The 21,752-nt window shown below is 66.4% G+C and carries 18 protein-coding genes; 13 read left to right on the top strand and 5 right to left on the bottom strand.

What is annotated here, in order from left to right; all coding sequences use genetic code 11:
- Window positions 1–64 precede the first annotated feature (64 nt).
- The 3 genes from FHS28_RS17725 (at window position 65) to FHS28_RS17715 (ending at window position 3,973) form a co-directional block, all read left to right on the top strand.
- Window positions 65–2,299: a TonB-dependent receptor gene (locus FHS28_RS17725; protein ID WP_088453234.1), complete on the top strand. Its 2,235-nt coding sequence runs from the start codon at window positions 65–67 to the stop codon at window positions 2,297–2,299.
- A gap of 163 nt (window positions 2,300–2,462) precedes the next feature.
- Entirely contained in the window at window positions 2,463–3,158 is a 696-nt protein-coding gene (gene pyrE, locus FHS28_RS17720; protein WP_088453236.1) for an orotate phosphoribosyltransferase, read from the top strand.
- Between the two features lie 41 nt (window positions 3,159–3,199).
- Window positions 3,200–3,973 carry a hypothetical protein gene (locus FHS28_RS17715; RefSeq protein WP_088453466.1) on the top strand — a complete coding sequence of 258 codons (774 nt, stop codon included), beginning with the start codon at window positions 3,200–3,202 and terminating at the stop codon, window positions 3,971–3,973.
- A gap of 100 nt (window positions 3,974–4,073) precedes the next feature.
- On the opposite strand, the gene gatB is transcribed toward FHS28_RS17715, so the two are convergent.
- The 3 genes from gatB to gatC are packed head-to-tail and all read right to left on the bottom strand — an operon-like array spanning window position 4,074 to window position 7,332.
- On the bottom strand, window positions 4,074–5,528 hold the full coding sequence (gatB, locus tag FHS28_RS17710; protein ID WP_088453238.1) for an Asp-tRNA(Asn)/Glu-tRNA(Gln) amidotransferase subunit GatB: 1,455 nt from the start codon (window positions 5,526–5,528) through the stop codon (window positions 4,074–4,076).
- A 5-nt stretch (window positions 5,529–5,533) separates the two neighbouring features.
- Entirely contained in the window at window positions 5,534–7,036 is a 1,503-nt protein-coding gene (gene gatA, locus FHS28_RS17705; protein WP_088453240.1) for an Asp-tRNA(Asn)/Glu-tRNA(Gln) amidotransferase subunit GatA, read from the bottom strand.
- A complete protein-coding gene (gene gatC, locus FHS28_RS17700; RefSeq protein WP_088453242.1) occupies window positions 7,033–7,332 on the bottom strand; it encodes an Asp-tRNA(Asn)/Glu-tRNA(Gln) amidotransferase subunit GatC in 300 nt (99 codons plus the stop codon). The genes gatA and gatC overlap by 4 nt, the downstream gene beginning before the upstream one ends.
- Window positions 7,333–7,736: 404 nt before the next feature.
- Between gatC and FHS28_RS17695 the strand changes: the two genes are divergently transcribed.
- The 5 genes from FHS28_RS17695 (at window position 7,737) to rodA (ending at window position 14,002) form a co-directional block, all read left to right on the top strand.
- Entirely contained in the window at window positions 7,737–8,780 is a 1,044-nt protein-coding gene (locus FHS28_RS17695; RefSeq protein ID WP_058936976.1) for a rod shape-determining protein, read from the top strand.
- Window positions 8,781–8,879: 99 nt separating this feature from the next.
- On the top strand, window positions 8,880–10,019 hold the full coding sequence (gene mreC / locus FHS28_RS17690; protein ID WP_088453244.1) for a rod shape-determining protein MreC: 1,140 nt from the start codon (window positions 8,880–8,882) through the stop codon (window positions 10,017–10,019).
- Window positions 10,016–10,537 carry a rod shape-determining protein MreD gene (mreD, locus tag FHS28_RS17685; RefSeq protein WP_088453246.1) on the top strand — a complete coding sequence of 174 codons (522 nt, stop codon included), beginning with the start codon at window positions 10,016–10,018 and terminating at the stop codon, window positions 10,535–10,537. The genes mreC and mreD overlap by 4 nt, the downstream gene beginning before the upstream one ends.
- A gap of 19 nt (window positions 10,538–10,556) precedes the next feature.
- Window positions 10,557–12,851, top strand: a complete 2,295-nt coding sequence (mrdA, locus tag FHS28_RS17680) for a penicillin-binding protein 2 (RefSeq protein ID WP_088453248.1) — start codon at window positions 10,557–10,559, stop codon at window positions 12,849–12,851.
- Window positions 12,848–14,002, top strand: a complete 1,155-nt coding sequence (gene rodA / locus FHS28_RS17675; RefSeq protein WP_088453250.1) for a rod shape-determining protein RodA — start codon at window positions 12,848–12,850, stop codon at window positions 14,000–14,002. Before mrdA ends, rodA begins: the two co-directional genes overlap by 4 nt.
- 12 nt (window positions 14,003–14,014) lie before the next feature.
- On the opposite strand, the gene FHS28_RS17670 is transcribed toward rodA, so the two are convergent.
- On the bottom strand, window positions 14,015–15,451 hold the full coding sequence (locus tag FHS28_RS17670; RefSeq protein WP_088453467.1) for a sensor histidine kinase: 1,437 nt from the start codon (window positions 15,449–15,451) through the stop codon (window positions 14,015–14,017).
- A gap of 180 nt (window positions 15,452–15,631) precedes the next feature.
- The gene (locus FHS28_RS17665; protein WP_088453252.1) at window positions 15,632–16,303 is read right to left on the bottom strand and encodes a response regulator; all 672 of its coding nucleotides are present in this window, start codon (window positions 16,301–16,303) and stop codon (window positions 15,632–15,634) included.
- Window positions 16,304–16,635: 332 nt separating this feature from the next.
- Here FHS28_RS17665 and recA point away from each other — a divergent pair, with 332 nt between their 5' ends.
- The 5 genes from recA to FHS28_RS17640 all read left to right on the top strand — a co-directional run bounded on the left by recA (window position 16,636) and on the right by FHS28_RS17640 (window position 21,746).
- Window positions 16,636–17,679, top strand: coding sequence for a recombinase RecA (recA, locus tag FHS28_RS17660; RefSeq protein ID WP_088453254.1), 1,044 nt, complete (start codon window positions 16,636–16,638; stop codon window positions 17,677–17,679).
- A gap of 9 nt (window positions 17,680–17,688) precedes the next feature.
- Window positions 17,689–18,246 carry a regulatory protein RecX gene (locus FHS28_RS17655; protein WP_088453256.1) on the top strand — a complete coding sequence of 186 codons (558 nt, stop codon included), beginning with the start codon at window positions 17,689–17,691 and terminating at the stop codon, window positions 18,244–18,246.
- A 493-nt stretch (window positions 18,247–18,739) separates the two neighbouring features.
- Window positions 18,740–19,900, top strand: a complete 1,161-nt coding sequence (sucC, locus tag FHS28_RS17650) for an ADP-forming succinate--CoA ligase subunit beta (protein WP_088453258.1) — start codon at window positions 18,740–18,742, stop codon at window positions 19,898–19,900.
- A gap of 27 nt (window positions 19,901–19,927) precedes the next feature.
- On the top strand, window positions 19,928–20,821 hold the full coding sequence (gene sucD, locus FHS28_RS17645; RefSeq protein ID WP_088453260.1) for a succinate--CoA ligase subunit alpha: 894 nt from the start codon (window positions 19,928–19,930) through the stop codon (window positions 20,819–20,821).
- Window positions 20,822–21,014: 193 nt separating this feature from the next.
- Window positions 21,015–21,746 carry a TerC family protein gene (locus tag FHS28_RS17640; RefSeq protein WP_088453262.1) on the top strand — a complete coding sequence of 244 codons (732 nt, stop codon included), beginning with the start codon at window positions 21,015–21,017 and terminating at the stop codon, window positions 21,744–21,746.
- Window positions 21,747–21,752: the final 6 nt, after the last annotated feature.

Here is a 21,752-nt window from a genome sequence, read left to right as displayed (position 1 = left end):
GAGCCGTCCGCCGAACAGCTTTTCCCGGTTTTTCTTCTTTTAGTCTGCACCCCGGAGTTCACCGATGAGTCGAATCGCCCCCCAGCGCCGCCAGGCCCGCCCCGTTCTGCGTGAGGCTGCCGCGGCCGTGTCGCTGGCAGTCCTGGCCTGGCCCGCCTTCGCCCAGGAGGCCGCCCCCAAGGCTGAGAAGAGCCAGCTCGAAACGGTGACCATCACCGCCGAGCGCCGCGTCGAAAACATCAAGGACGTGCCGAACTCGGTGAGCAGCATCTCTGGCGAAAAGCTGGACGTGCTGAACTCCAGCGGTCAGGACATCCGTTTCCTGTCCGGCCGGGTGCCCAGCCTGAACATTGAATCGTCCTTCGGCCGCGCCTTCCCGCGTTTCTACATCCGCGGCTACGGCAACACCGACTTCCGCCTGAACGCCTCCCAGCCCGTCTCGCTGATCTATGACGACGTGGTGCAGGAGAACCCGATCCTGAAGGGTTTCCCGGCCTTCGACCTGCGCTCGGTGGAAGTCGCCGCTGGCCCGCAGGGCTCGCTGTACGGCCGCAACACGCCGGCCGGCGTGGTGAAGTTCGAGTCGGTGAAGCCGTCCCAGAAGCAGGAAGGCTATCTGAACCTGTCCTACGGCCGGTACAACACCGTCAACGCCGAAGGCGCAGCCAACCTGCCGCTGACCGGCGACTGGGCCGCCCGTATCTCCGCCCAGGTTCAGCACCGCGGCGACTGGGTGGACAACACCAGCGGCCAGGGCCCGACCTCCAAGACCGAGGGCTACGACGACCGTGCCATCCGCGCCCAGGTGCTGTATCAGCCGCACAAGGACTTCTCGGCGCTGCTGAATGTCCACAACCGTGAACTGGACGGCAGCCCGCGCCTGTTCCGCGGCGACATCATCAAGAAGGGCACCAACGACCTGGTGGATGGTTTCAGCCCGGACAAGGTGTCGATCAACGGCCGCAATGAGCAGAAGCTGCACGCCACCGGCGCCAGCGCCCGCCTGCAGTGGTCGCTCAACGACATCGTGCTGCACTCGATCACCGCGATCGAAACGGTGCAGCCGTTCTCGCGCGGCGATGTGGACGGCGGCACGACGGCCAACCCCAACATCCCGTTCCAGAGCGAAACCTCGGATGCCCTGCACGGTCATCGCCAGGTGACGCAGGAGTTCCGCGCCGAATACAACCCGGCCGGTCCGCTGCGCTACCAGGCGGGCCTGTTCTACTTCAATGAGAAGTACGAGATCGAAAGCGTCAACTACGACACGCTCAATAGCGGCGCTTATCAGAACTCGGCCCGCACCCATCAGAAGAACCACGCGTACGCGATCTTCGGCTCGGTCAACTATGACGTGACCAGCGACTTCAAGCTGCGCGGCGGCCTGCGCCTGACCCGCGACAGCAAGGAGCTGAACACCGAATCGGCGGATCAGACGCTCAACACCACCTTCGGTCTGGGCTCGAGCACCAAGGACACCAAGTGGACCTGGGACCTGGCCGGCACCTACTCGCTGACCAAGGACACCAACGTTTACGCCCGTCTGGCCACCGGCTTCCGCGCGTCGGCCATGCTGCCGGCGTCGCAGTTCGCGCCGCTGAGCCGCACCAACCCGGAAGACACGACGTCCTTCGAAGTCGGTGTGAAGAGCGACTTCTGGGAACGCCGCGCCCGTCTGTCGGCCGACGTGTTCCGTTATGAGACCAAGGACCTGCAGCTGACGGAAGTCGGCGGCGCCGCTGGCAACAGCAACTCGGTGAAGACGGCCCGCAAGGTCATCGGTGAAGGCGTGGAGTTCAACCTGGAGCTCCTGCCGGTGGACAGCCTGTTCATCACGATGGGGGGCAGCTACAACAAGGCCACCATCCGCGACAACAAGCTGGAAGTGTCCGGTTGCGGCGCCGGGGTCTGCACGGTGCTGAATCCGGTCGGCCCCAATGGCGGCTTCCTGATCAACGGCAACCAGCTGCCCCAGGCGCCGAAGTGGGTCTACAACCTGACCGCGCGTTATTCGATCCCCACCGCGGCCGGCAACGAGTTCTATGTCTACACCGACTGGGCCTATCGCTCGAAGGTCAACTTCTTCCTGTATGAGTCCACCGAGTTCACCGGCAAGGCTCTGACGGAAGGCGGCCTGCGTGGCGGCTACATCTGGAACAACGGCAAGTACGAAGCGGCCCTGTTCGTCCGCAACATCACCAACCAGGTCCGTGTGACTGGCGCGATCGACTTCAACAACCGCACCGGCTTCATCAACGACCCGCGGACGTACGGCGTCCAGTTCAAGGCGATCTTCTGATCCCCTGACGCTGTGAGGACCTCGGCGCGGTCGCCCGGGTCCTCCGCCGCGGCGGGTCGGCCCGCCGCACCGGTATTCCGTCGCCCGCCCCCCTTCCAGGGGCGGGCTTTTTCATGGCCGCGGCACCTACAATCGCGCGCCAGCACGACTTCCCATTTCCGCCATGACCGCCCCTTCCGGTTCCACCCCGGCGCCCGCCCTCGACGCGCTCGCCCAGGACTTCGTTGCCTTCGCCGTGGAGGCCGGTGTGCTGCGTTTTGGCGAGTTCAAGACCAAGGCCGGGCGTCTGAGCCCATACTTCTTCAACGCCGGACTCTTCGATGACGGCGTGAAGCTCGGCCGACTGGCGCAGTTCTATGCCCAGCGCCTCATCGCCTCGAGCCTGGACTTCGACATGATCTTCGGCCCCGCCTACAAGGGCATCACCCTGGCAGCGGCCGTGTCCATCGAACTGGCGCGCCTGGGGCACAACAAGCCGTTTGCCTACAACCGCAAGGAAGCCAAGGACCACGGCGAAGGCGGCACGCTGGTGGGCGCCAAGGTGCAGGGCCGGGTGCTGATCATTGATGACGTGATTTCCGCCGGCACCTCGGTGCGCGAGTCGATCGCCATGATCCAGGCGGCCGGCGCCACCCCGTGCGGCGTGTCCATCGCCCTGGACCGCCAGGAGAAGGCGGCAGAGAACGGCCAGGATCTGCCCTGGTCGGCCGTACAGTACGTCCGGGAGCAATTGCAACTGCCGGTGATCGCGATTGCCGGGCTGGCCGACTTGCTTCAGTATCTCGGATCGACCAGCAGCGCGGCCGTTTCAGCGCATGCCGCCGCCGTTCACGCCTACAGAGATCGCTACGGAGTCTGATGCGCCCGCCCCAGTCCCTGACCCCGCCCCAGGCCCCCACCATGTTTCTGCCGCTATCCCGCCCCCTCGCGTTGAGGGCCGGTCTTCGCCGCTGCGGTGTGGCGCTGCTGCGCGGTGAAGCGGCCGTTTCGGGCGCAGTGCTCCTGCTGGCGGCAGCCGGGGTCTTCGGGACGTCCCCGGCGTTCGCCCAGAGCAAGAGTTCGGTGGTCAACGGCATCTACACCTGCACCACGCAGGACGGACGCCGGCTGACGTCTGACCGGCCCATTCCTGAATGTGCCGCGCGCGAACAGCGTCTGCTGAACTCCGACGGGTCAGTGCGCCGGATGGTGCCCCCTGCCATGTCGCCGGAGGAGCAGGCCGCGGCAGAAGCCCGCAAGCGTCAGCTGGACAACGAGAAGGCCTTGCAGGCCGACGCGGTCCGTCGCGACCGCAATCTGCTGCAGCGCTACAAGGACGAAGCGTCCCACCAGCGTGCGCGTGAAGCGGCGCTGGATGACATCCGCAAGGCGATGCAGCTGTCCGAAAAGCGTCTCAAGGACCTGGCCGCCGAGCGCAAGCCGCTGCTGGACGAGACCGAGTTCTACAAAGGCAAGCGCCTGCCGTTCAAGCTGCAACACCAGCTGGACACCAACAAGGCGGCGACCGATGCGCAGCAGGAATCGATCGAGAACCAGCGGGCCGAAATGGTCCGGCTCAATGGCATCTTCGACGACGAGCTCGCCCGTCTGCGCCGCATGTGGGCGGGGGCGGCGCCGGGCATGATGGACGTGAAGTCCGCGCCCGTCGCGGCCTCAGGCCCGGCCAGCCGCTGAACCGCCCGCCAGGGGCCCCGCCTTCCCAGGCGGACCCTGACGGTGGGGCGGCTCAGGTGAGCCGATCACGGCCCACTCAGGCGCCCCCATCAGAGCCGACTCAGGCGCCCAGCTTCTTTTTCAGCAGCTCATTGACGGCGGCCGGATTGGCCTTGCCCTTGGTCGCCTTCATCGCCTGACCAACCAGCGCATTGAAGGCCTTTTCCTTGCCGGCGCGGAATTCCTCCACCGACCTGGCATTGGCCGCCAGCACCTCGTCCAGGATGCGTTCCAGTTCACCGGTGTCATTGGACTGCTTCAGGTCCTTGGCCTCGACGAGCGCGTCCACATCCGAGCCTTCACCGGTCCACAGGGCTTCAAACACCTGCTTGGCGGAGTTGTTGGAGAGGGTGCCGTCCTGGATGCGGCGGATCAGCTGGCCCAGTTGCGCCGGCGTGACCGGTGCCGCGTCAATCTCACGCTCTTCGGCATTGAGCCGGCGCGAGACTTCACCCATCAGCCAGTTCGCCACCAGCTTGGGCGCGCCGCTGACCTCGCGGGCGGCTTCGTAGAACCGAGCCATCGCCAGGCTCTGCGTCACCATCAGTGCGTCGTACGCTGGCAGGCCATCGGCCTCCTGGAAGCGGGCGGCCATGACGGACGGCAGCTCGGGCATCTCGCCGCGCACCCGCTCGATCCAGTCCGGCGCAATCATCAGCGGCGGCAGGTCGGGGTCGGGGAAGTAGCGGTAATCGGCCGCATCTTCCTTGGTGCGCATCGCGCGGGTCTCGCCGGTGTCCGGGTTGTAGAGCACCGTCGCCTGCTGGATGTCCAGGCCGTCCTCGATGCGGTCGATCTGCCAGTTCACCTCGTAGTGCACCGCATCCACCAGGTAGCGGAAGCTGTTGAGGTTCTTGATCTCGCGGCGGGTGCCAAAGGGCTCGCCGGGCTTGCGCACCGAGACGTTGACGTCGCAGCGGAAGGAGCCTTCCTGCATGTTGCCGTCGCAGATGCCCAGCCACATCACCAGCGCATGCAGCGTCTTGGCATATTCCGCGGCTTCTGCGGCCGAGCGGATCTCCGGCTCGGAGACGATCTCCAGCAGCGGCGTGCCGGCGCGGTTCAAGTCGATGCCCGACTGGCCGTGATAGTCCTCATGCAGGCTCTTGCCGGCGTCTTCTTCCAGATGCGCACGGGTGAGGTTGATCACCTTGCGCTCACCGTCCACCATGAATTCGATCTTGCCGCCCTGGACGACCGGGATCTCATACTGGCTGATCTGGTAGCCCTTGGGCAGGTCAGGATAGAAGTAGTTCTTGCGGGCAAAGATGGACAGCGGCGCCACCTTGGCACCGACCGCCAGGCCGAAGCGGATCGCCCGCTCGACCGCGCCGCGGTTGAGCACCGGCAACGTGCCGGGCAGGGCCAGGTCCACCGCGCTGGCCTGCGTGTTGGGCGCAGCACCGAAGGCGGTGGAGGAGCCGCTGAAGATCTTGGAGGCGGTCGAGAGTTGCACGTGGTTTTCCAGGCCGATCACGACCTCGTAACCCCGCACCAGTTTGCTGTTCTTGCTCATAGCGTTCACACCCCCGCCGGCGCCTGGCGATGCCAGTCAGTGGCCTGCTGCAGCGCATGAGCGGCATGCAGCAGCGTTCCTTCCTTGAAATAGTTGCCCAGCAGCTGCAGACCCACCGGCAGACCGCCTTCGCCGGTGCCCACCGGCACGCTCATGCCGGGCAGGCCGGCGAGCGAGCCGGGCAGGGTGAAGATGTCGGCCAGGTAGGCCTTGACCGGATCGTCCGAGCCTTCGCCGCGCTTCCAGGCCACCGTCGGGGCCACCGGGCCGGCGATCAGGTCGCAGTGCTGGAAGGCCTGCTGGAAGTCGTCCGCAATCATGCGGCGCAGCTTCTGGGCCTGCAGGTAATAGGCGTCGTAGTAGCCGTGGGACAGCACATAGCTGCCGATCATGATCCGGCGCTTGACCTCGGCGCCGAAGCCCTGGGCGCGGGTCTTTTTGTACATGTCCAGCAGGTCGTTGTACTGCTCGGCACGGTGGCCGAACTTCACCCCGTCAAAGCGCGACAGGTTGGAGCTGGCCTCGGCTGGGGCAATGATGTAGTAGACCGGGATGGCCAGTTCGGTGCGCGGCAGGCTGACGTCCACCAGCGCGGCGCCGAGCTTTTCCAGCTCCGCCAGACCGGCGCGAACTGCCTGATTCACATCGGCGCTGAGGGCGGCCGGGAAGAACTCGCGCGGCAAACCGATGCGCAGGCCCTTGAGCGGCTGCGCCGCCGTCGCGCCTTCGCGGGCCTGATGCAGCTGGGCGCTGAAGTCCTGGGCCGGCTGCTGGACGCTGGTGGCATCGCGCTCGTCAAAGCCGCTCATGGCCGACAGCAGCAGGGCGCAGTCTTCGGCCGAGCGGGCCATGACGCCGGCCTGGTCCAGGCTGGAGGCGAAGGCGATCATGCCGTAGCGCGAGCACACGCCGTAGGTCGGCTTGATGCCGGTGATGCCGGTGAAGCTGGCCGGCTGGCGGATGGAGCCGCCGGTGTCGGTGCCGGTGGCGGCAGGCACCAGACGCGCCGCCACGGCCGTGGCCGAGCCGCCGGAGGAGCCGCCCGGCACCCGCTGGGTGTCCCAGGGATTCAGCGACGGGCCGTAAGCGCTGTTTTCGTTGGCCGAACCCATGGCGAATTCGTCGCAGTTGAGCTTGCCCAGCGAAACGGTGCCGGCGGCGTTGAGCCGGTCGACCACCGTCGCGTCAAAGGGGCTCATGTAGCCCTTGAGCATGAGCGAGCCGGCGGTGGTCGGCATGTCCTGCGTGACGAAGATGTCCTTGTGCGCCAGCGGCACGCCGATCAGCGCCCCTCCGGGCTGCTCGCCCTCGCCCCGCGCCAGGCGGGCATCCGCCGCGCGAGCCCGTGCCTCGGCGGCGGCCGGGTCCACATGAAGAAATGCGCCCAGATCGTTGGCGGAGGCAACACACGCAAGCAGATGTTGCGTGACTTCCAGGCTGCTGACCTGCTTTTGACGGAGTGCGCGGCTCAGTTCGGCCACGCCCAGGAGATGAAGCGGCGTCGTCATTCGATGACCTTGGGAACCAGGAACAGGCCGTCTTCCACGGCGGGAGCGCTGCGCTGGTTCAGCGTGCGCTGGTCGGTTTCAGTGACGCGGTCTTCCCGCAGCCGCAGGGCGACTTCCTGCACCGCCGACAGGGGGGTGTACAGAGGGGCGACACCGCTGGTGTCCACCGCGCGCATCTGCTCCACGATGGAGAAGAAACCGTTGAGCTGCGGGAGCAGGGCGGCCTGCTCGTCGCCGGAGAGTTCCAGCCGGGCCAGATGGGCGATCCGGCTGACGTCGTCTTGGGTCAGGGCCATGGGATGGGGAAGGCTGCGAGGGAAGGGAGTCCGGTCGGGCCGCCGAAACATTCACCAAACAATCGCCAATCGCTTGTTTGAGGCTTGCCGGCAGGCCAAAACCGGGGGTCGATCAGTTATTATCCCCGCTTATCTCCATAAGTCGGGGCTGCCAAGGCAGCCTCGCTGCTTATGGCAAGGAATACCCGTTCGCGTGGCCCGACTGGGCCACGTGGTGATCGACGAACCGCCCCGAATCGTCCTCCCCCGACATTGCAGCCGCACGGACCGAACACAGACGAAACCGCCTGATGTCCCCCAATGGCCTTTGAAGGCCGCCGATGCATCCGATGAGGTCCCCTTCGGAGCAACGGGCAGCGGGTGCAGGCAGATGAGCCAGAACGGTCCGGCAAGTGCCATCCAATATGTTCGCCTCACTGCGCCGCTACATCTCCACCGACCTCGCCATCGACCTGGGAACTGCCAATACGCTGATTTACGTCCGCGGCAAAGGCGTTGTGCTCGACGAACCTTCCGTCGTTGCCATCCGCCATGAAGGCGGTCCCAACGGCAAGAAAACCATCCAGGCCGTCGGCCACGAAGCCAAGGCCATGCTGGGCAAGGTGCCTGGCAACATCGAGGCCATCCGCCCGATGAAAGACGGCGTGATCGCCGACTTCGTCGTCACCGAGCAGATGATCAAGCAGTTCATCAAGATGGTGCACGACACCAAGCTGCTGCGTCCCTCGCCCCGGATCATCATCTGCGTCCCCTGCGGTTCCACCCAGGTGGAAAAGCGCGCCATCCGCGACGCCGCCCTGGGCGCTGGCGCCTCCGAGGTCTACCTGATCGAAGAACCGATGGCCGCAGCCATCGGCGCGGGCCTGCCTGTGTCCGAAGCCTCCGGCTCGATGGTCATCGACATCGGCGGCGGCACGACCGAAGTCGGCGTGATCTCGCTGGGCGGCATGGTCTACAAGGGCAGCGTGCGCGTGGGCGGCGACAAGTTCGATGAAGCCATCATCAACTACATCCGCCGCAACTACGGCATGCTGATCGGCGAGCCGACCGCTGAATCGATCAAGAAGAACATCGGTTCCGCCTTCCCCGGCTCCGAAGTGAAGGAAATGGAAGTCAAGGGCCGCAACCTGAGCGAAGGCGTGCCCCGCAGCTTCACCATCTCCTCCAACGAAATCCTGGAAGCCCTGACCGATCCGCTGAACCAGATCGTCTCGGCGGTGAAGAATGCCCTGGAACAGACCCCGCCCGAACTGGGGGCCGACATCGCCGAACGCGGCATGATGCTGACCGGCGGCGGCGCCCTGCTGCGCGACCTGGACCGTCTGCTCGCCGAAGAAACCGGCCTGCCGGTGCTGGTGGCGGAGGACCCGCTGACCTGCGTGGTGCGCGGCTGCGGCATGGCGCTGGAGCGCATGGAGCGCCTGGGCTCGATCTTCACCTCGGAGTGACGTCGATGGGCGGACTTCCGGCGGGCGCCACGCAGGTGGGGCCTGACGGTTGCCGCCTGTGCCCTTTTTGTTTCCTGACTCTCCCGCGTTGAGATGGTCATGCCACTCGGCACTCTGGATCGCAATCCACCGCCTCTGTTCCGTGAAGGGCCGTCCGCGCTGACGAAGCTGGCCTTTTGCGCGGCACTGGCGGTGTTTCTCATGGTGGCGGACGCCCGCTTCAACGTCACCGCTCCCGCGCGGGCCGGTCTGGCGCTGGCGCTGCATCCGATGCAGCGGGTGCTGCTGGTGCCGGTGGATGCCTGGGAGCAGGCGGGCGACTATTCCCGCGGTATGGAGCGTGCCACCGAGGCCGAGAACCAGGCGCGTCGGCAACTCGCCGAACAGGCGGTGATCCTCAGCCGCGCCAATCAGCTGCAGTCGGAGAACCAGCGTCTGCGCTCGCTGCTGGGCCTGCGCGAGGCCCTGCCGGTGACCGGCCTGGCCGCCGAGGTGCTGTATGAAGCGCCGGATCCGTTCTCGCGTCGCATCGTCATCGACCGGGGCGGCCACCGCGGGGTGCGCCTGGGCGCGCCGGTGGTCAACGACGCCGGGGTGCTGGGGCAGGTGACGCGGGTCTATCCGCTGTCCGCCGAAGTGACCCTGCTCACCGACCGGGAAGCCACCATTCCCGTGCTCAATGCCCGCACCCAGCAACGCGGCGTCGCTTATGGCGGCGAGCGCGGGGTGATGGAACTGCGCTTCATGGCCGCCAATGCGGACATCAAGGCCGGCGACGATCTGGTGACCTCGGGCCTGGACGGGGTCTACCCGCCGGGGCTGCCGGTGGCCAAGGTCAGCGAGGTCGAGCGACGGGGCGACACCAGCTTCGCCCGGGTGGGCCTGGCACCGGTGGCGCAGCCGGACAGTGCCCGCCATGTGCTGGTACTGGAGCCCTTGGTCGGACAGGAAGAAGCCCGCGCCGAAGCGGAAGCGGAAGCCGCGAGTGCCGCTGCTGCCGCCGAGAGCGGCGGCAAGGGCAAGGGCAAATCGCCCCGCGCCAGCCGGGCCGCGGCGCCGGCGTCGGAGGCTGCTCCGGCTGCGTCGTCCCCGGCGGCTACATCGGCTACAGCGGGCACAGCGGCCACCACACCGACGGCCACGCAGGCGGCTCCTTCTCCCGCGGCGACCCGCAGCAGCGCCGCCCCCCAACACGGCACGCGCGCAGCGTCAGCGGCCCACAAAGGAGCATCGCGATGATCATGCCGCGTGGCACCAGTCAGCTCCTGCTGCCGGCCAACCCCCTGTTCATTGCCTTCAGCCTGATCGTGGCCCTGCTGGTGGACATGGTACCGGTGGGGCGTCAGCCCTGGATGCCGGATGTGCTGGCCCTGACGCTGGTCTTCTGGAACGTGCACCAGCCGCGCCGCATCGGTGTGGGCTGGGCCTTCTTCTTCGGCCTGATGGTGGACGTGCATCACGGCGCCCTGCTGGGGCAGCATGCCCTGGCCTACAGCCTGCTGGCTTTCGGTGCGGTGGCGCTGCACCGCCGCATGCTGTGGTTCTCCCTCTGGGCGCAGGCGCTGCATGTGCTGCCGCTGTTCCTGCTGGCGCAGTTGATCGCCCTGGCGGTGCGGCTGATGGTGGGCGGCATGTGGCCGGGCTGGAGCCTGTTCCTGGCGCCGGTGCTGGAATCGGCGCTGTGGCCGGTGGCCACCGTGCTGCTGCTGGCGCCTCAGCGCCGGGCGCCCGATCCGGACGCCCACCGCCCGTTGTGAACGCAGGGACCGGCCCGTCATGACGGTTCTGAAGAACCTCCACCAGGAGCTGTCGCGCTTCCGGCTGCGGCTGGTGGCGGCCGCGCTGTTCGTGCTGTTCTGCTTCGGCCTGCTGGTGTCACGCCTGCTGTTCCTGCAGGTGGTGCAGCACGACACCTTGCTGGAGCGGGCCGAATCCAACCGCATCTCCGTCGTGCCGATCGTGCCCAACCGAGGACTGATCGTCGACCGCAATGGCGTGGTGCTGGCCAGCAACTACTCGGCCTACACGCTGGAGATCACGCCGTCCAAGGTGCCGGATCTGGAAGACACGATCGATCAGCTGTCCTCGGTGATCGACATCCAGCCGCGCGACCGTCGCCGCTTCAAGCGGCTGATGGAGGAAAGCAAGAACTTCGAATCGCTGCCGATCCGCACCAAGCTGACCGATACCGAGGTGGCCCGCTTCGCCGCCCAGCGTTTCCGCTTCCCCGGCGTGGACATCAAGGCGCGACTCTTCCGCAGCTATCCGATGGGCGAGGTGGGCAGCCACATGCTCGGCTACATCGGCCGCATCAACCAGGCCGAAAAGAAAGCCATGGACGACTGGCCGGAAGAGGACGTCAGCAACTACCGGGGCACTGAATACATCGGCAAGCTGGGCCTGGAGCAGGCCTATGAACGGGAACTGCACGGGCAGACCGGCTTCGAGGAAATGGAAACCAGCGCCGGCGGCCGCGCCATCCGGCGCCTGCGCAACCGGCCCCCGACGCCGGGCAATACGCTGCATCTGTCGATCGACATCAAGCTGCAGGCGCTGGTGGAGAAGCTGTATGGCGACCGCCGCGGCGCGCTGGTGGCCATCGATCCGCGCAATGGCGAGGTGCTGGCCTTTGTCTCCAAGCCGTCGTTTGATCCCAACCTCTTTGTGGATGGCATCGACGCCGACAGCTGGCGTGACCTGAACGAGAACATCGACAAGCCGCTGCTGAACCGGGCCCTGCGCGGCACCTATCCGCCGGGCTCCACCTTCAAGCCCTACATGGCGATGGCGGCGCTCAACACCGGCAAGCGCTCGCCCAGCCTGGTGATCCAGGACAACCTGACCTACAGCTTTGGCGGCCGCACCTTCGGCAGCGCGGAAGGGGACCGCGCCGGACCGAAAGACATGCGGCTGGCCATCGTCACCTCGTCCAACGTCTATTTCTATTCGCTGGCGAATGAAATGGGCGTGGACATGATCCACGACCAGCTCGAACCCTTCGGTTTTGGCCGCAAGACCGAGATCGACCTGCTCGGCGAGGTCACTGGTGACCTGCCGTCCACCGAGTGGAAAAAGAAGAAGTTCCGCCGTCCGGAGCAGCAGAAGTGGTTTGCCGGCGAGACGATTTCGCTGGGCATCGGCCAGGGCTACAACAACTTCACCATGCTGCAGCTCGCCACGGCGATGTCGACCCTCTCCACCGGCGGCCAGCGGTATCGGCCCCGTCTGGTGCGGGAGATCGAGGACGTGGTGCGGCATACCGACCAGCGCACCGCCAGTGATGCACTGGAGCCGCTGGCCCTGCGCCGCAATGATGTGGAGGTGATCCGCAATGCGATGCATGACGTGACGCTGGAGGGCACCTCGCGGGCGGTGTTTGCCGGCGCCCCTTATGCGAGCGGCGGCAAGACCGGGACGGCGCAGGCCATCGGCTTGCGCGCCGGGCAGACCTACAGCAGCATCAAGGCGGATGAGCGCAAGCGCGACCATTCGCTCTACATTGCCTTTGCGCCGTACGATCAGCCGCGGATTGCACTGGCGCTGATCGTCGAAAACGCCGGCTTCGGCTCGACCTCGGCGGCGCCGATTGCGCGTCGCGTGTTCGACTATGTGCTGGAAGGCATCTATCCCAGCGAGGAAGACATCGCCAAGACGCAGCTCGGCCAGACGACCGCACCGATCGGCACGCCGCGCCGGGCGGTGGATGTGCCGTTGCCGGGGCAGATGACGGCGCCTGGCGCCGCGGCGCCGGCAGCTTCGGCGGCCTCTGCCGCCTCAGCCCCTGCCACCCACGCACCGGCCTCCGGGCCCACGGCCGGCGCTTCGGCGCTCCCGGCAGCCGCATCAGGGGTGATCGCCCCCACAGTGCCCGCCGCCGCCCGGAGCTCCGGCGCCGGCACATCCACAGTCGCCACATCCACAGCCGCCACCACGGTCGTGCCGCCGTCGGCGTCCGCGAGCGCCCGCCCGGCCCCGGCGCCTTCGCAACCGGCGGCCCGTTCCCTCCCACCCGCCGCCCCACCGCCCGATTCGCGTGCGGCGGTGCGACCCAGCCCGGGAGCCTCCCGATGAGTGCTGTCTTCAGCAAGCCCAGCTGGCTGCAACGCCTCAAGCCCTGGTTCGCCGGATTCGACGTGCCGCTGCTGCTGGCGCTGTTCTGGATCATGGGCCTGGGCCTGATGTGCATGTATTCCGCCGGCTTCGACCACGGCACCCGGTTTGTGGACCACCTGCGCAACGGCGCGCTGGCCCTGGTGGTGCTGTTCGTGGTGTCCCAGGTGCCCCCGCAGCGGCTGATGCAGGTGGCGGTACCGCTCTACACCGTCGGTGTGGTGCTGCTCGTGGCGGTGGCGCTGTTCGGCATCACCAAAAAGGGCTCCACCCGCTGGATCCGGCTGGGCGTGGAATTCCAGCCCTCTGAGATCCTGAAGATCGCCATGCCGCTGATGCTGGCCTGGTGGTTCCAGAAGCGGGAAGGGCAGTTGCGGCTGCCGGACTTCGTTGCCGCCTTCGTGCTGCTGACGGTGCCGGTGGGGCTGATCGCCAAGCAGCCGGACCTGGGCACCTCGTTGCTGGTGCTGGCCGCCGGGCTCTATGTGATCTTCTTTGCCGGCCTGTCCTGGAAGCTGATCGTGCCGGCCCTGCTGCTGGGGGCGGCGGGCATCACGACGCTGGTGATGAGTGAAGACCACATCTGCCAGCCGGAGGTGAAGTGGGTGGTCCTGAAGGAATACCAGAAGGACCGCGTCTGCACCCTGCTGGACCCGACCAAGGATCCGCTGGGCAAGGGCTTTCACATCATCCAGGGTGAGATTGCGATCGGCTCTGGCGGCGTGACCGGCAAGGGGTTCATGAAGGGCACGCAGACCCACCTGGAGTTCATCCCCGAGCGCACCACCGACTTCATCTTCGCGGCGTACGGCGAGGAGTTCGGCCTGGTGGGCGCGCTGGGACTGCTGCTGGGATTCACGGCGCTGATCCTGCGTGGGCTCGTCATCGCGCATGAGGCGCCGACACTGTTCTCGCGCTTGCTGGCCGGCGCCATCACCCTGAGCTTTTTCACCTACGTGTTCGTCAACATGGGCATGGTGACCGGCATCCTGCCGGTGGTGGGCGTGCCGCTGCCGTTCATCTCCTACGGGGGGACGGCCATGGTGACGCTGGGTCTGGCGCTGGGCATGCTGATGTCGATTGCGCGCAGCCGGGGCGCCACGCAGCGCTGACGCCCTCGCGCGTCAGGCCCGCCGGGGATGCGCCGGGAAGCGGATGGTGAACCGCGCGCCCGGCCCCTGGCCTTCAGCCTCCGCCTGCCGGCGAGGCCGGGTGTCATCGACGCTGATGTCCGCCTCGTGCTGCTGCACGATCTCCCGCACGATGGCCAGGCCCAGGCCGGAGCCGTCCACGTCGGTCCCCAGCGCGCGATAGAAGGGCTGGAACACCTTCTCCCGTTCCGACTCGAGAATGCCCGGGCCCGAGTCCTCCACCTGCAGCACACACACCTGGCCGAACGGATCCTCCACCACCCGGACGGTGATGGTGCCGCCCGCCGGGGTGTAGAGCAGGGCGTTGTCCACCAGGTTGCGGATCAGCTCCCGGATCAGCAGCGGGTGCCCCTGCAGCCGCAGGCCGGCACGGTCCGGCTCCGGGCCTTCGTAGCCGAGATCCAGCCGCTTCTCCATCGCCCGGGGGACGAAGTCCCGCACCGTCTCCATCGCCAGCACCGGCAGGTTGACTTCACTTCGGCGCGAGGCGTGTTCCTGGTCCTCTGCCCGCGCCATGGCCAGCAGCTGGTTCACCATGTGGGCCGCACGCTGGCTGGACAGGGCAATCTGCTGCAGCGAGCGTCTGAGCTCGGCCGGAGAGCTGCGCCCTTCGTCGATCTCCCGCTGCGCCAGCTCCGCCTGGGTGCGCAGGCCGGCGAGCGGCGTCTTGAGCTGGTGCGCGGCATCCGCGAGGAAATGCTTCTGGGCGCGGATGGACTGGTCCAGCCGTTCCAGCAGGTCGTTGATGGCCTGCACCAGCGGGGCCACTTCGTCCGGAATGCGGTGTTCGTCGATGGGGCTGAGGTCGGAGCTGTCCCGCGAGCGGATGCGGCGCTGCAATTCGTTCAGCGGCGCAATGCCACGTGCCAGCGCCAGCCACACCAGCAGCACCGCTAGCGGCAGGATGACGAACTGCGGCAGGATCACGCCCTTGATGATCTCGTTGGTCAGCCGCGAGCGTTTGCCCAGCGTTTCGGCCACCTGCACCAGCATCATCCGGTCGCTGCCGGCCATGCCCTCCGGCACCACCCACAGGAAGGCGACCCGCACCGATTCATTGCTGACTTCGTCGTCGCGGAAGTGCAGTTCCCAGGGGACGACCGGCGGCTCCTTGTCGGGCACGGCGAGATGGCGATCGCCGCTGAGCAGTTCCCCGCGCAGGCCGAGCACCTGGTAGTAGATGGTGTCGGACTCATCGGCCCGCAGCAGCGCAGCCGCTTCAGGTGCCAGCGCATAACGGGAGCGGCCCTTGGGCAGATCGCCCGGGGAGGGCTCGGTGGCGACCTGCAGGCCCAGGGTGCGGGCCATCTCGCCGAGTTCGCGGTCGTAAGGCTTGTTGGCAATGCCCTGCGCCACCAGCCAGGTGAGCGCCACGCTGATCGGCCAGATCACCAGCAGCGGGGCGAGCATCCAGTCGAGGATCTCGCCGAAGAGGGAGCGGTGGCCGCTGGCGGCGCTCAAGGGTGCGCCTCCGCGAGGACCGGCTCAAGGCGTCCGCGACGGACGGCCGCCCCATGAGCGACGGGTGGGGCGGCATTGGCTGGGCCGATCCTCCGATGGGGGCAGGCGTCGGAAGCGGCGCCGAAGGGATCAGCCGGGGATCTTTTCAAGGCAGTAGCCCAGCCCCCGGACCGTGGCGATGCGAATAGGCCCTTGCTCAATCTTTTTGCGCAGGCGGTGGATGTAGACCTCGATGGCGTTGTTGCTGACTTCCTCGCCCCATTCACACAGGCGCTCGACCAGCTGATCCTTGCTCACCAGGCGGCCGGCGCGCTGCAGCAGCACTTCCAGCAGCGACAACTCGCGCGCCGACAGCTCCACCATCTGGTCGTTGATGTAGGCCACGCGGCCGGTGGCATCAAAACTCAGCGGGCCATGCTTGATGACGCTGGACGCCGTGCCTAGACCGCGGCGGGTCAGCGCCCGCACCCGTGCTTCCAGCTCCTGCAGGGAAAAGGGCTTGGCCATGTAGTCGTCCGCGCCCAGGTCCAGGCCTTTGACCCGTTCCTCGATGCTGTCGGCCGCGGTGAGGATCAGCACCGGCACCGAGGAGCCCCGGGCGCGCAGCCGCCGCAGCACCTCCAGCCCGTGCATGCGCGGCAGGCCCAGGTCCAGGATCAGCAGGTCAAACTCATGGGACGCCAGGGCGGCGTCCGCCTCGGTGCCGCTGCCCACCTGGTCCGCCGCGCAGCCGGAGGCCCGCAGCGACCGCAGCAGGCCGTCGGCCAGCACCTGGTCGTCCTCGGCAATCAGGATGCGCATCGGTGTCTCCCGTCATTCTTGAATGCTCTGATTCTAGGGAGCGAGCCTATCGCTGGCTGTAGGCGTTTGCGCGGCCGTCGTGGCTGTTCTGGCCGTGGTGGCGCTGGTGGCCGTTGGGGCAGTCGCGGTGGGTGGGGGCCGACACGACCACCATCGCCCTTGCCGGGGTGACCGTCACAGCTTCTGGAGGGAATCTGTCGGGGTGGCTCACGTCATGAGCGAGTGACGACCTAGGATGGCTTCATTGCAACCGCTGCGGCGTGGCCACAGAACCACTGTACAGATATACAGATTGGGCCATAATCCGGCGCAGCCACTTGGAGATGCTTCACATGGACGCCCCCGTCAAAAACGCCAACCCCGAAAAAGCCAAGGCCCTGCAGGCCGCACTTGCCCAGATCGAAAAGCAGTTCGGCAAGGGCTCGATCATGCGCCTGGGTGAAGGCGAGAAGATTGAAGACATCCAGGTGGTCTCCACCGGCTCCCTGGGCCTGGACATCGCACTGGGCGTGGGTGGTCTGCCGCGCGGCCGTGTGATTGAGATCTACGGTCCGGAATCGTCAGGCAAGACCACGCTGACGCTGCAGGTCATCGCCCAGATGCAGAAGCTGCAAGGCGTGTGCGCCTTCATCGACGCGGAACACGCGCTGGATGTGCAATACGCGCAGAAGCTGGGCGTGAACCTGCAGGAACTGCTGATCAGCCAGCCGGACACCGGTGAACAGGCCCTCGAGATCGTCGACGCCCTGGTGCGCTCCGGCTCGGTCGACCTGATCATCATCGACTCGGTCGCCGCCCTGACGCCCAAGGCCGAACTCGAAGGCGAAATGGGCGATGCCCTGCCCGGCCTGCAGGCCCGCCTGATGAGCCAGGCCCTGCGCAAGCTGACCGCCACCATCAAGAAGACGAACTGCACCGTCATCTTCATCAACCAGATCCGCATGAAGATCGGTGTGATGTTCGGTTCGCCGGAAACCACCACCGGCGGTAATGCGCTGAAGTTCTACGCCTCGGTGCGTCTGGACATCCGCCGCATCGGCTCCATCAAGAAGGGCGAAGAAGTCATCGGTTCCGAAACCAAGGTCAAGGTGGTGAAGAACAAGGTGGCGCCTCCGTTCAAGACGGCGGAATTCGACATCCTGTACGGTGAAGGCATCAGCCGCGAAGGCGAAATCATCGACATGGGCGTGACCGCGAAGATCGTGGACAAGGCCGGTGCCTGGTACGCCTACAGCGGCGAGAAGATCGGCCAGGGCAAGGACAACGCACGGGAATTCCTGCGTGAGAACGCCGACCTGGCCGTCGAGATCGAAAACAAGATCCGCGATTCACTGGGCATCCCGCTGCTGGGCGCTACGCCAGAATCGGCGGAATAAGGCGGGGTCATGGCGCGTCAGCCGCTCTCGCTGAGAGCGCGGGCGGTCACCCTGCTGGCCCAGCGCGATCACAGCGAACTGGAGCTGCGGCGAAAGCTGGGCCGCATTGCGCGGCAGGCGGCTGCTGATGCCACCGGCTTCGCTGCCGATGGGGCGGCTGAGAGCCATGCCGATGCCGTTGGCGCTGAGGCCGATGAGTCGAGAACGCCCGACCTTGGCCAGCAGGTCGAGGAAGTCCTCGTCTGGCTCCGCCAGCAGGGCTACCTCGATGAATCGCGCTTCGTGGAGTCCCGCCTGCACGTCAGGTCCGCCCGGTGGGGCCAGCGACGGATCGAGCAGGAGCTGGCCCAGCACGGCCTCAGCCTGGACGCCGACCAGCGGTCCTCCCTGGCTGAAACCGAGCTCAGCCGCGCCTGCGAGCTGTTGCGACGCAAGTTCAGCGCCGTCGTGGCATGGGACGCCGCGCAGGAAGCCCGCCAGATGCGCTTTCTGCTGGGACGTGGCTTTCAATCTGATGTGGCCCGGCGGGCCATTCGCGCGTTGAAGTCAGCGGACGAATCGGCCTGAGGGCCTCCGCGTTCGGGCCCCTCTGACGGACCACCGCCGTGCAGGCGCCCGCTTCATCGCTTCCGGCCTCCACAGACCGCCCGGCCGCACCACCCTGTGGCAAAAACACCGCCATCCGCCCATCCCGGGGCCTGCGGAGGCTGGTTGCATGCCCCTAATTCAAGCATCGCGGGGCGCGTGTCATTCCCGTGAAAGCCTTGATGCTATGCAGCATGCTACATTGGCGGCTTCGCAAGCTGCCCGCTCGCCATTGGCCGCGGGCCTGTTTTTGCGTGTTTGCATCGGGTCTATGTCTTTCATCGCCTCCTCCGCACGCCACTGGCTGGGTCGTCGCATTGCCGACGGTTCTGTCCATGGGTCCGCCGCGCTCCAGCGGCCAGTGCCCATGGCCATGACCATCGCCGTGACCCTGCAAACCCCACATCCGAGCCAGTGCCACGCTGCCGCGGCCTCGGCTTTCTCTTCCTGATCATTCATCAAGCGAGACCTCCCTATGAAGATTCACGAGTACCAGGGCAAGGAAATCCTGCGCCAGTTTGGCGTGCCGGTGCCGCGCGGTATTCCCGCGTTCACGGTGCAAGAAGCGGTGGAAGCCGCGCAAAAGCTGGGCGGCCCGGTGTGGGTGGTCAAGGCGCAGATCCACGCGGGTGGCCGTGGCAAGGGCGGCGGCGTGAAGCTGGGCAAGACCCTGGACGACGTGAAGGCGCTGTCCGAGCAGATCCTGGGCATGCAGCTGGTCACGCACCAGACCGGCCCGGAAGGCCAGAAGGTCCGCCGCCTGTACATCGAAGAAGGCGCGGACATCAAGAATGAGCTGTACGTGTCCCTGGTGACCGATCGCGGCACCCAGAAGGTGGCCTTCATCGCTTCCAGCGAAGGCGGCATGGACATCGAAGAGGTGGCCCATTCCACCCCCGAGAAGATCATCACCGAGTACATCGACCCGCTGACCGGCATCACCGCCGACCAGTCCCGCAAGATCGCCGCGGCCATCGGCCTGACCGGCGCTTCCGTGGACCAGGCTGTGGACCTGTTCGCCAAGCTGTACAAGTGCTACATGGACACCGACGCGTCGCTGGTGGAAATCAACCCGCTGAACTGCGACTCCAAGGGCAACCTGATCGCCCTGGACGCGAAGTTCAACTTCGACGCCAACGCCCTGTTCCGTCATCCGGAAATCGTCGCCTATCGCGACCTGGACGAAGAAGATCCGGCTGAAGTCGAAGCCTCGAAGTTCGACCTGGCCTACATCTCGCTGGACGGCAACATCGGCTGCCTGGTGAACGGTGCCGGTCTGGCCATGGCCACCATGGACACCATCAAGCTGTTCGGCGGTGAGCCGGCCAACTTCCTGGACGTGGGCGGCGGCGCCACCGCCGAGAAGGTCACCGAAGCCTTCAAGATCATGCTGAAGAACCCCGACGTGAAGGGCATTCTCGTCAACATCTTCGGCGGCATCATGAAGTGCGACACCATCGCCGAAGGCGTCATCACCGCCTGCAAGGCCGTCAACCTGTCTGTGCCGCTGGTCGTGCGCATGAAGGGCACCAACGAAGAGCTGGGCAAGAAGATGCTGGCCGAGTCGGGCCTGCCGATCATCTCCGCAGACACCATGGCCGAAGCCGCGACGAAGATCGTCGCCGCCGTCAAGTAAGCCGAAGACCCAGCCAAGGAATACGACATGAGCATCTACATCAACAAGGACACCAAGGTCATCACCCAGGGCATCACGGGCAAGACCGGTCAGTTCCACACCCTCGGCTGCCAGGCTTATGCCAATGGCAAGAACGCCTTCGTGGCGGGCGTGAACCCGAAGAAGGCCGGCGAGAAGTTCTCCGAGATCCCCATCTACGGGACCGTCAAGGAAGCGGCCGCCCAGACCGGCGCCACCGTGTCCGTGATCTACGTGCCGCCCGCTGGCGCCGCTGCTGCCATCTGGGAAGCGGTGGAAGCCGACCTGGACCTGGCCATCTGCATCACCGAAGGCATCCCCGTGCGGGACATGCTGGAAGTGCGCAACAAGATGCGCGCCAAGGAAGCCGCCGGCGGCAAGAAGACGCTGCTGCTGGGCCCCAACTGCCCCGGCCTGATCACCCCGGAAGAGATCAAGATCGGCATCATGCCCGGTCACATCCACCGCAAGGGCCGCATCGGCGTCGTGTCGCGTTCGGGCACGCTGACCTATGAAGCGGTCGCTCAGCTGACCGACCTGGGCCTGGGCCAGTCCTCGGCTGTCGGTATCGGTGGCGACCCGATCAACGGCCTGAAGCACATCGACGTGATGCAGGCCTTCAACGACGATCCGGACACGGACGCCGTGATCATGATCGGCGAAATCGGGGGTCCGGACGAAGCCGAAGCCGCCCGCTGGTGCAAGGCCAACATGAAGAAGCCGGTGGTCGGCTTCATCGCTGGCGTCACCGCCCCTCCCGGAAAGCGCATGGGCCACGCCGGCGCGCTGATCTCCGGTGGCGCTGACACCGCCGATGCCAAGCTCGCCATCATGGAAGAGTGCGGCTTCAAGGTGACGCGCAATCCGTCGGAAATGGGCAAGCTGCTCAAGAGCCTGCTGTAAGCGACAGGAAAAACCTGTCAAAGCCTCTGATGCGTAATTCCACGCATCAGAAGCCCGGGGGGCCGGCGCCGACAATGCGCCAGCTTCCACCGACGATCCAGGAGGGGCCGCAAGGCCCCTCTTGTCGTTTGGGTCCCCCCAACCGTTCTACACTGGGTGCGCGCCTGACGCGACATCCAGCAGGTCTTCGCATATGGACATGCTTCTCCACGCCCCGTTCTGGCTGGCGGTTCTCCAGATCATCGCGATCGACATCCTGCTCGGCGGCGACAACGCCGTCGTGATTGCGCTGGCCTGCCGCAAGCTGCCGCCCAAGCTCCGTACCCAGGGCATCCTCTGGGGCACCGCGGGCGCCATCATTCTGCGGGTCGTCCTGATCTTCTTTGCGCTGCAACTGCTGGCGCTGCCCTTCCTGAAGCTGGTCGGCGGCCTGCTGCTGTTCTGGATCGGCATCAAGTTGATGCTGCCGGAAGAAGACGATGACCACGCCAACATCCAGGCCAGCGACAAGCTCTGGGCGGCGGTGAAGACGGTGATCGTGGCGGACTTCGTCATGTCGCTGGACAACGTGATCGCCATCGCCGGCGCCGCTGAAGGCGCGGGCCATGGCCACCAGCTGATTCTGGTGATCTTCGGCCTGCTGGTCTCGATTCCGATCATCGTCTGGGGCAGCCAGCTGGTCATCAAGCTCATGGACCGGTATCCCACCGTCATCACCCTGGGCGCGATGCTGCTGGGCTGGATTGCGGGTACCATGCTGGTGACCGACCCGGCCCTGAGTGGCTGGGTTCCCAACCAGCCGGGCAGCAAGCCGGGCACGACGGTGGTGGTGCCCTGGCTGCAGTACGGCGCCGGGGTGATCGGGGCGCTGCTGGTGCTGGGCACCGGCAAGCTGCTGGCCAGCCGCCGGCCGAAGCAGGCCTGAATCCCG

This window comes from Roseateles terrae, assembly GCF_014192155.1.
Lineage (GTDB): Bacteria > Pseudomonadota > Gammaproteobacteria > Burkholderiales > Burkholderiaceae_C > Roseateles > Roseateles terrae.
This window is presented reverse-complemented; position numbering and strand designations above follow the sequence as displayed.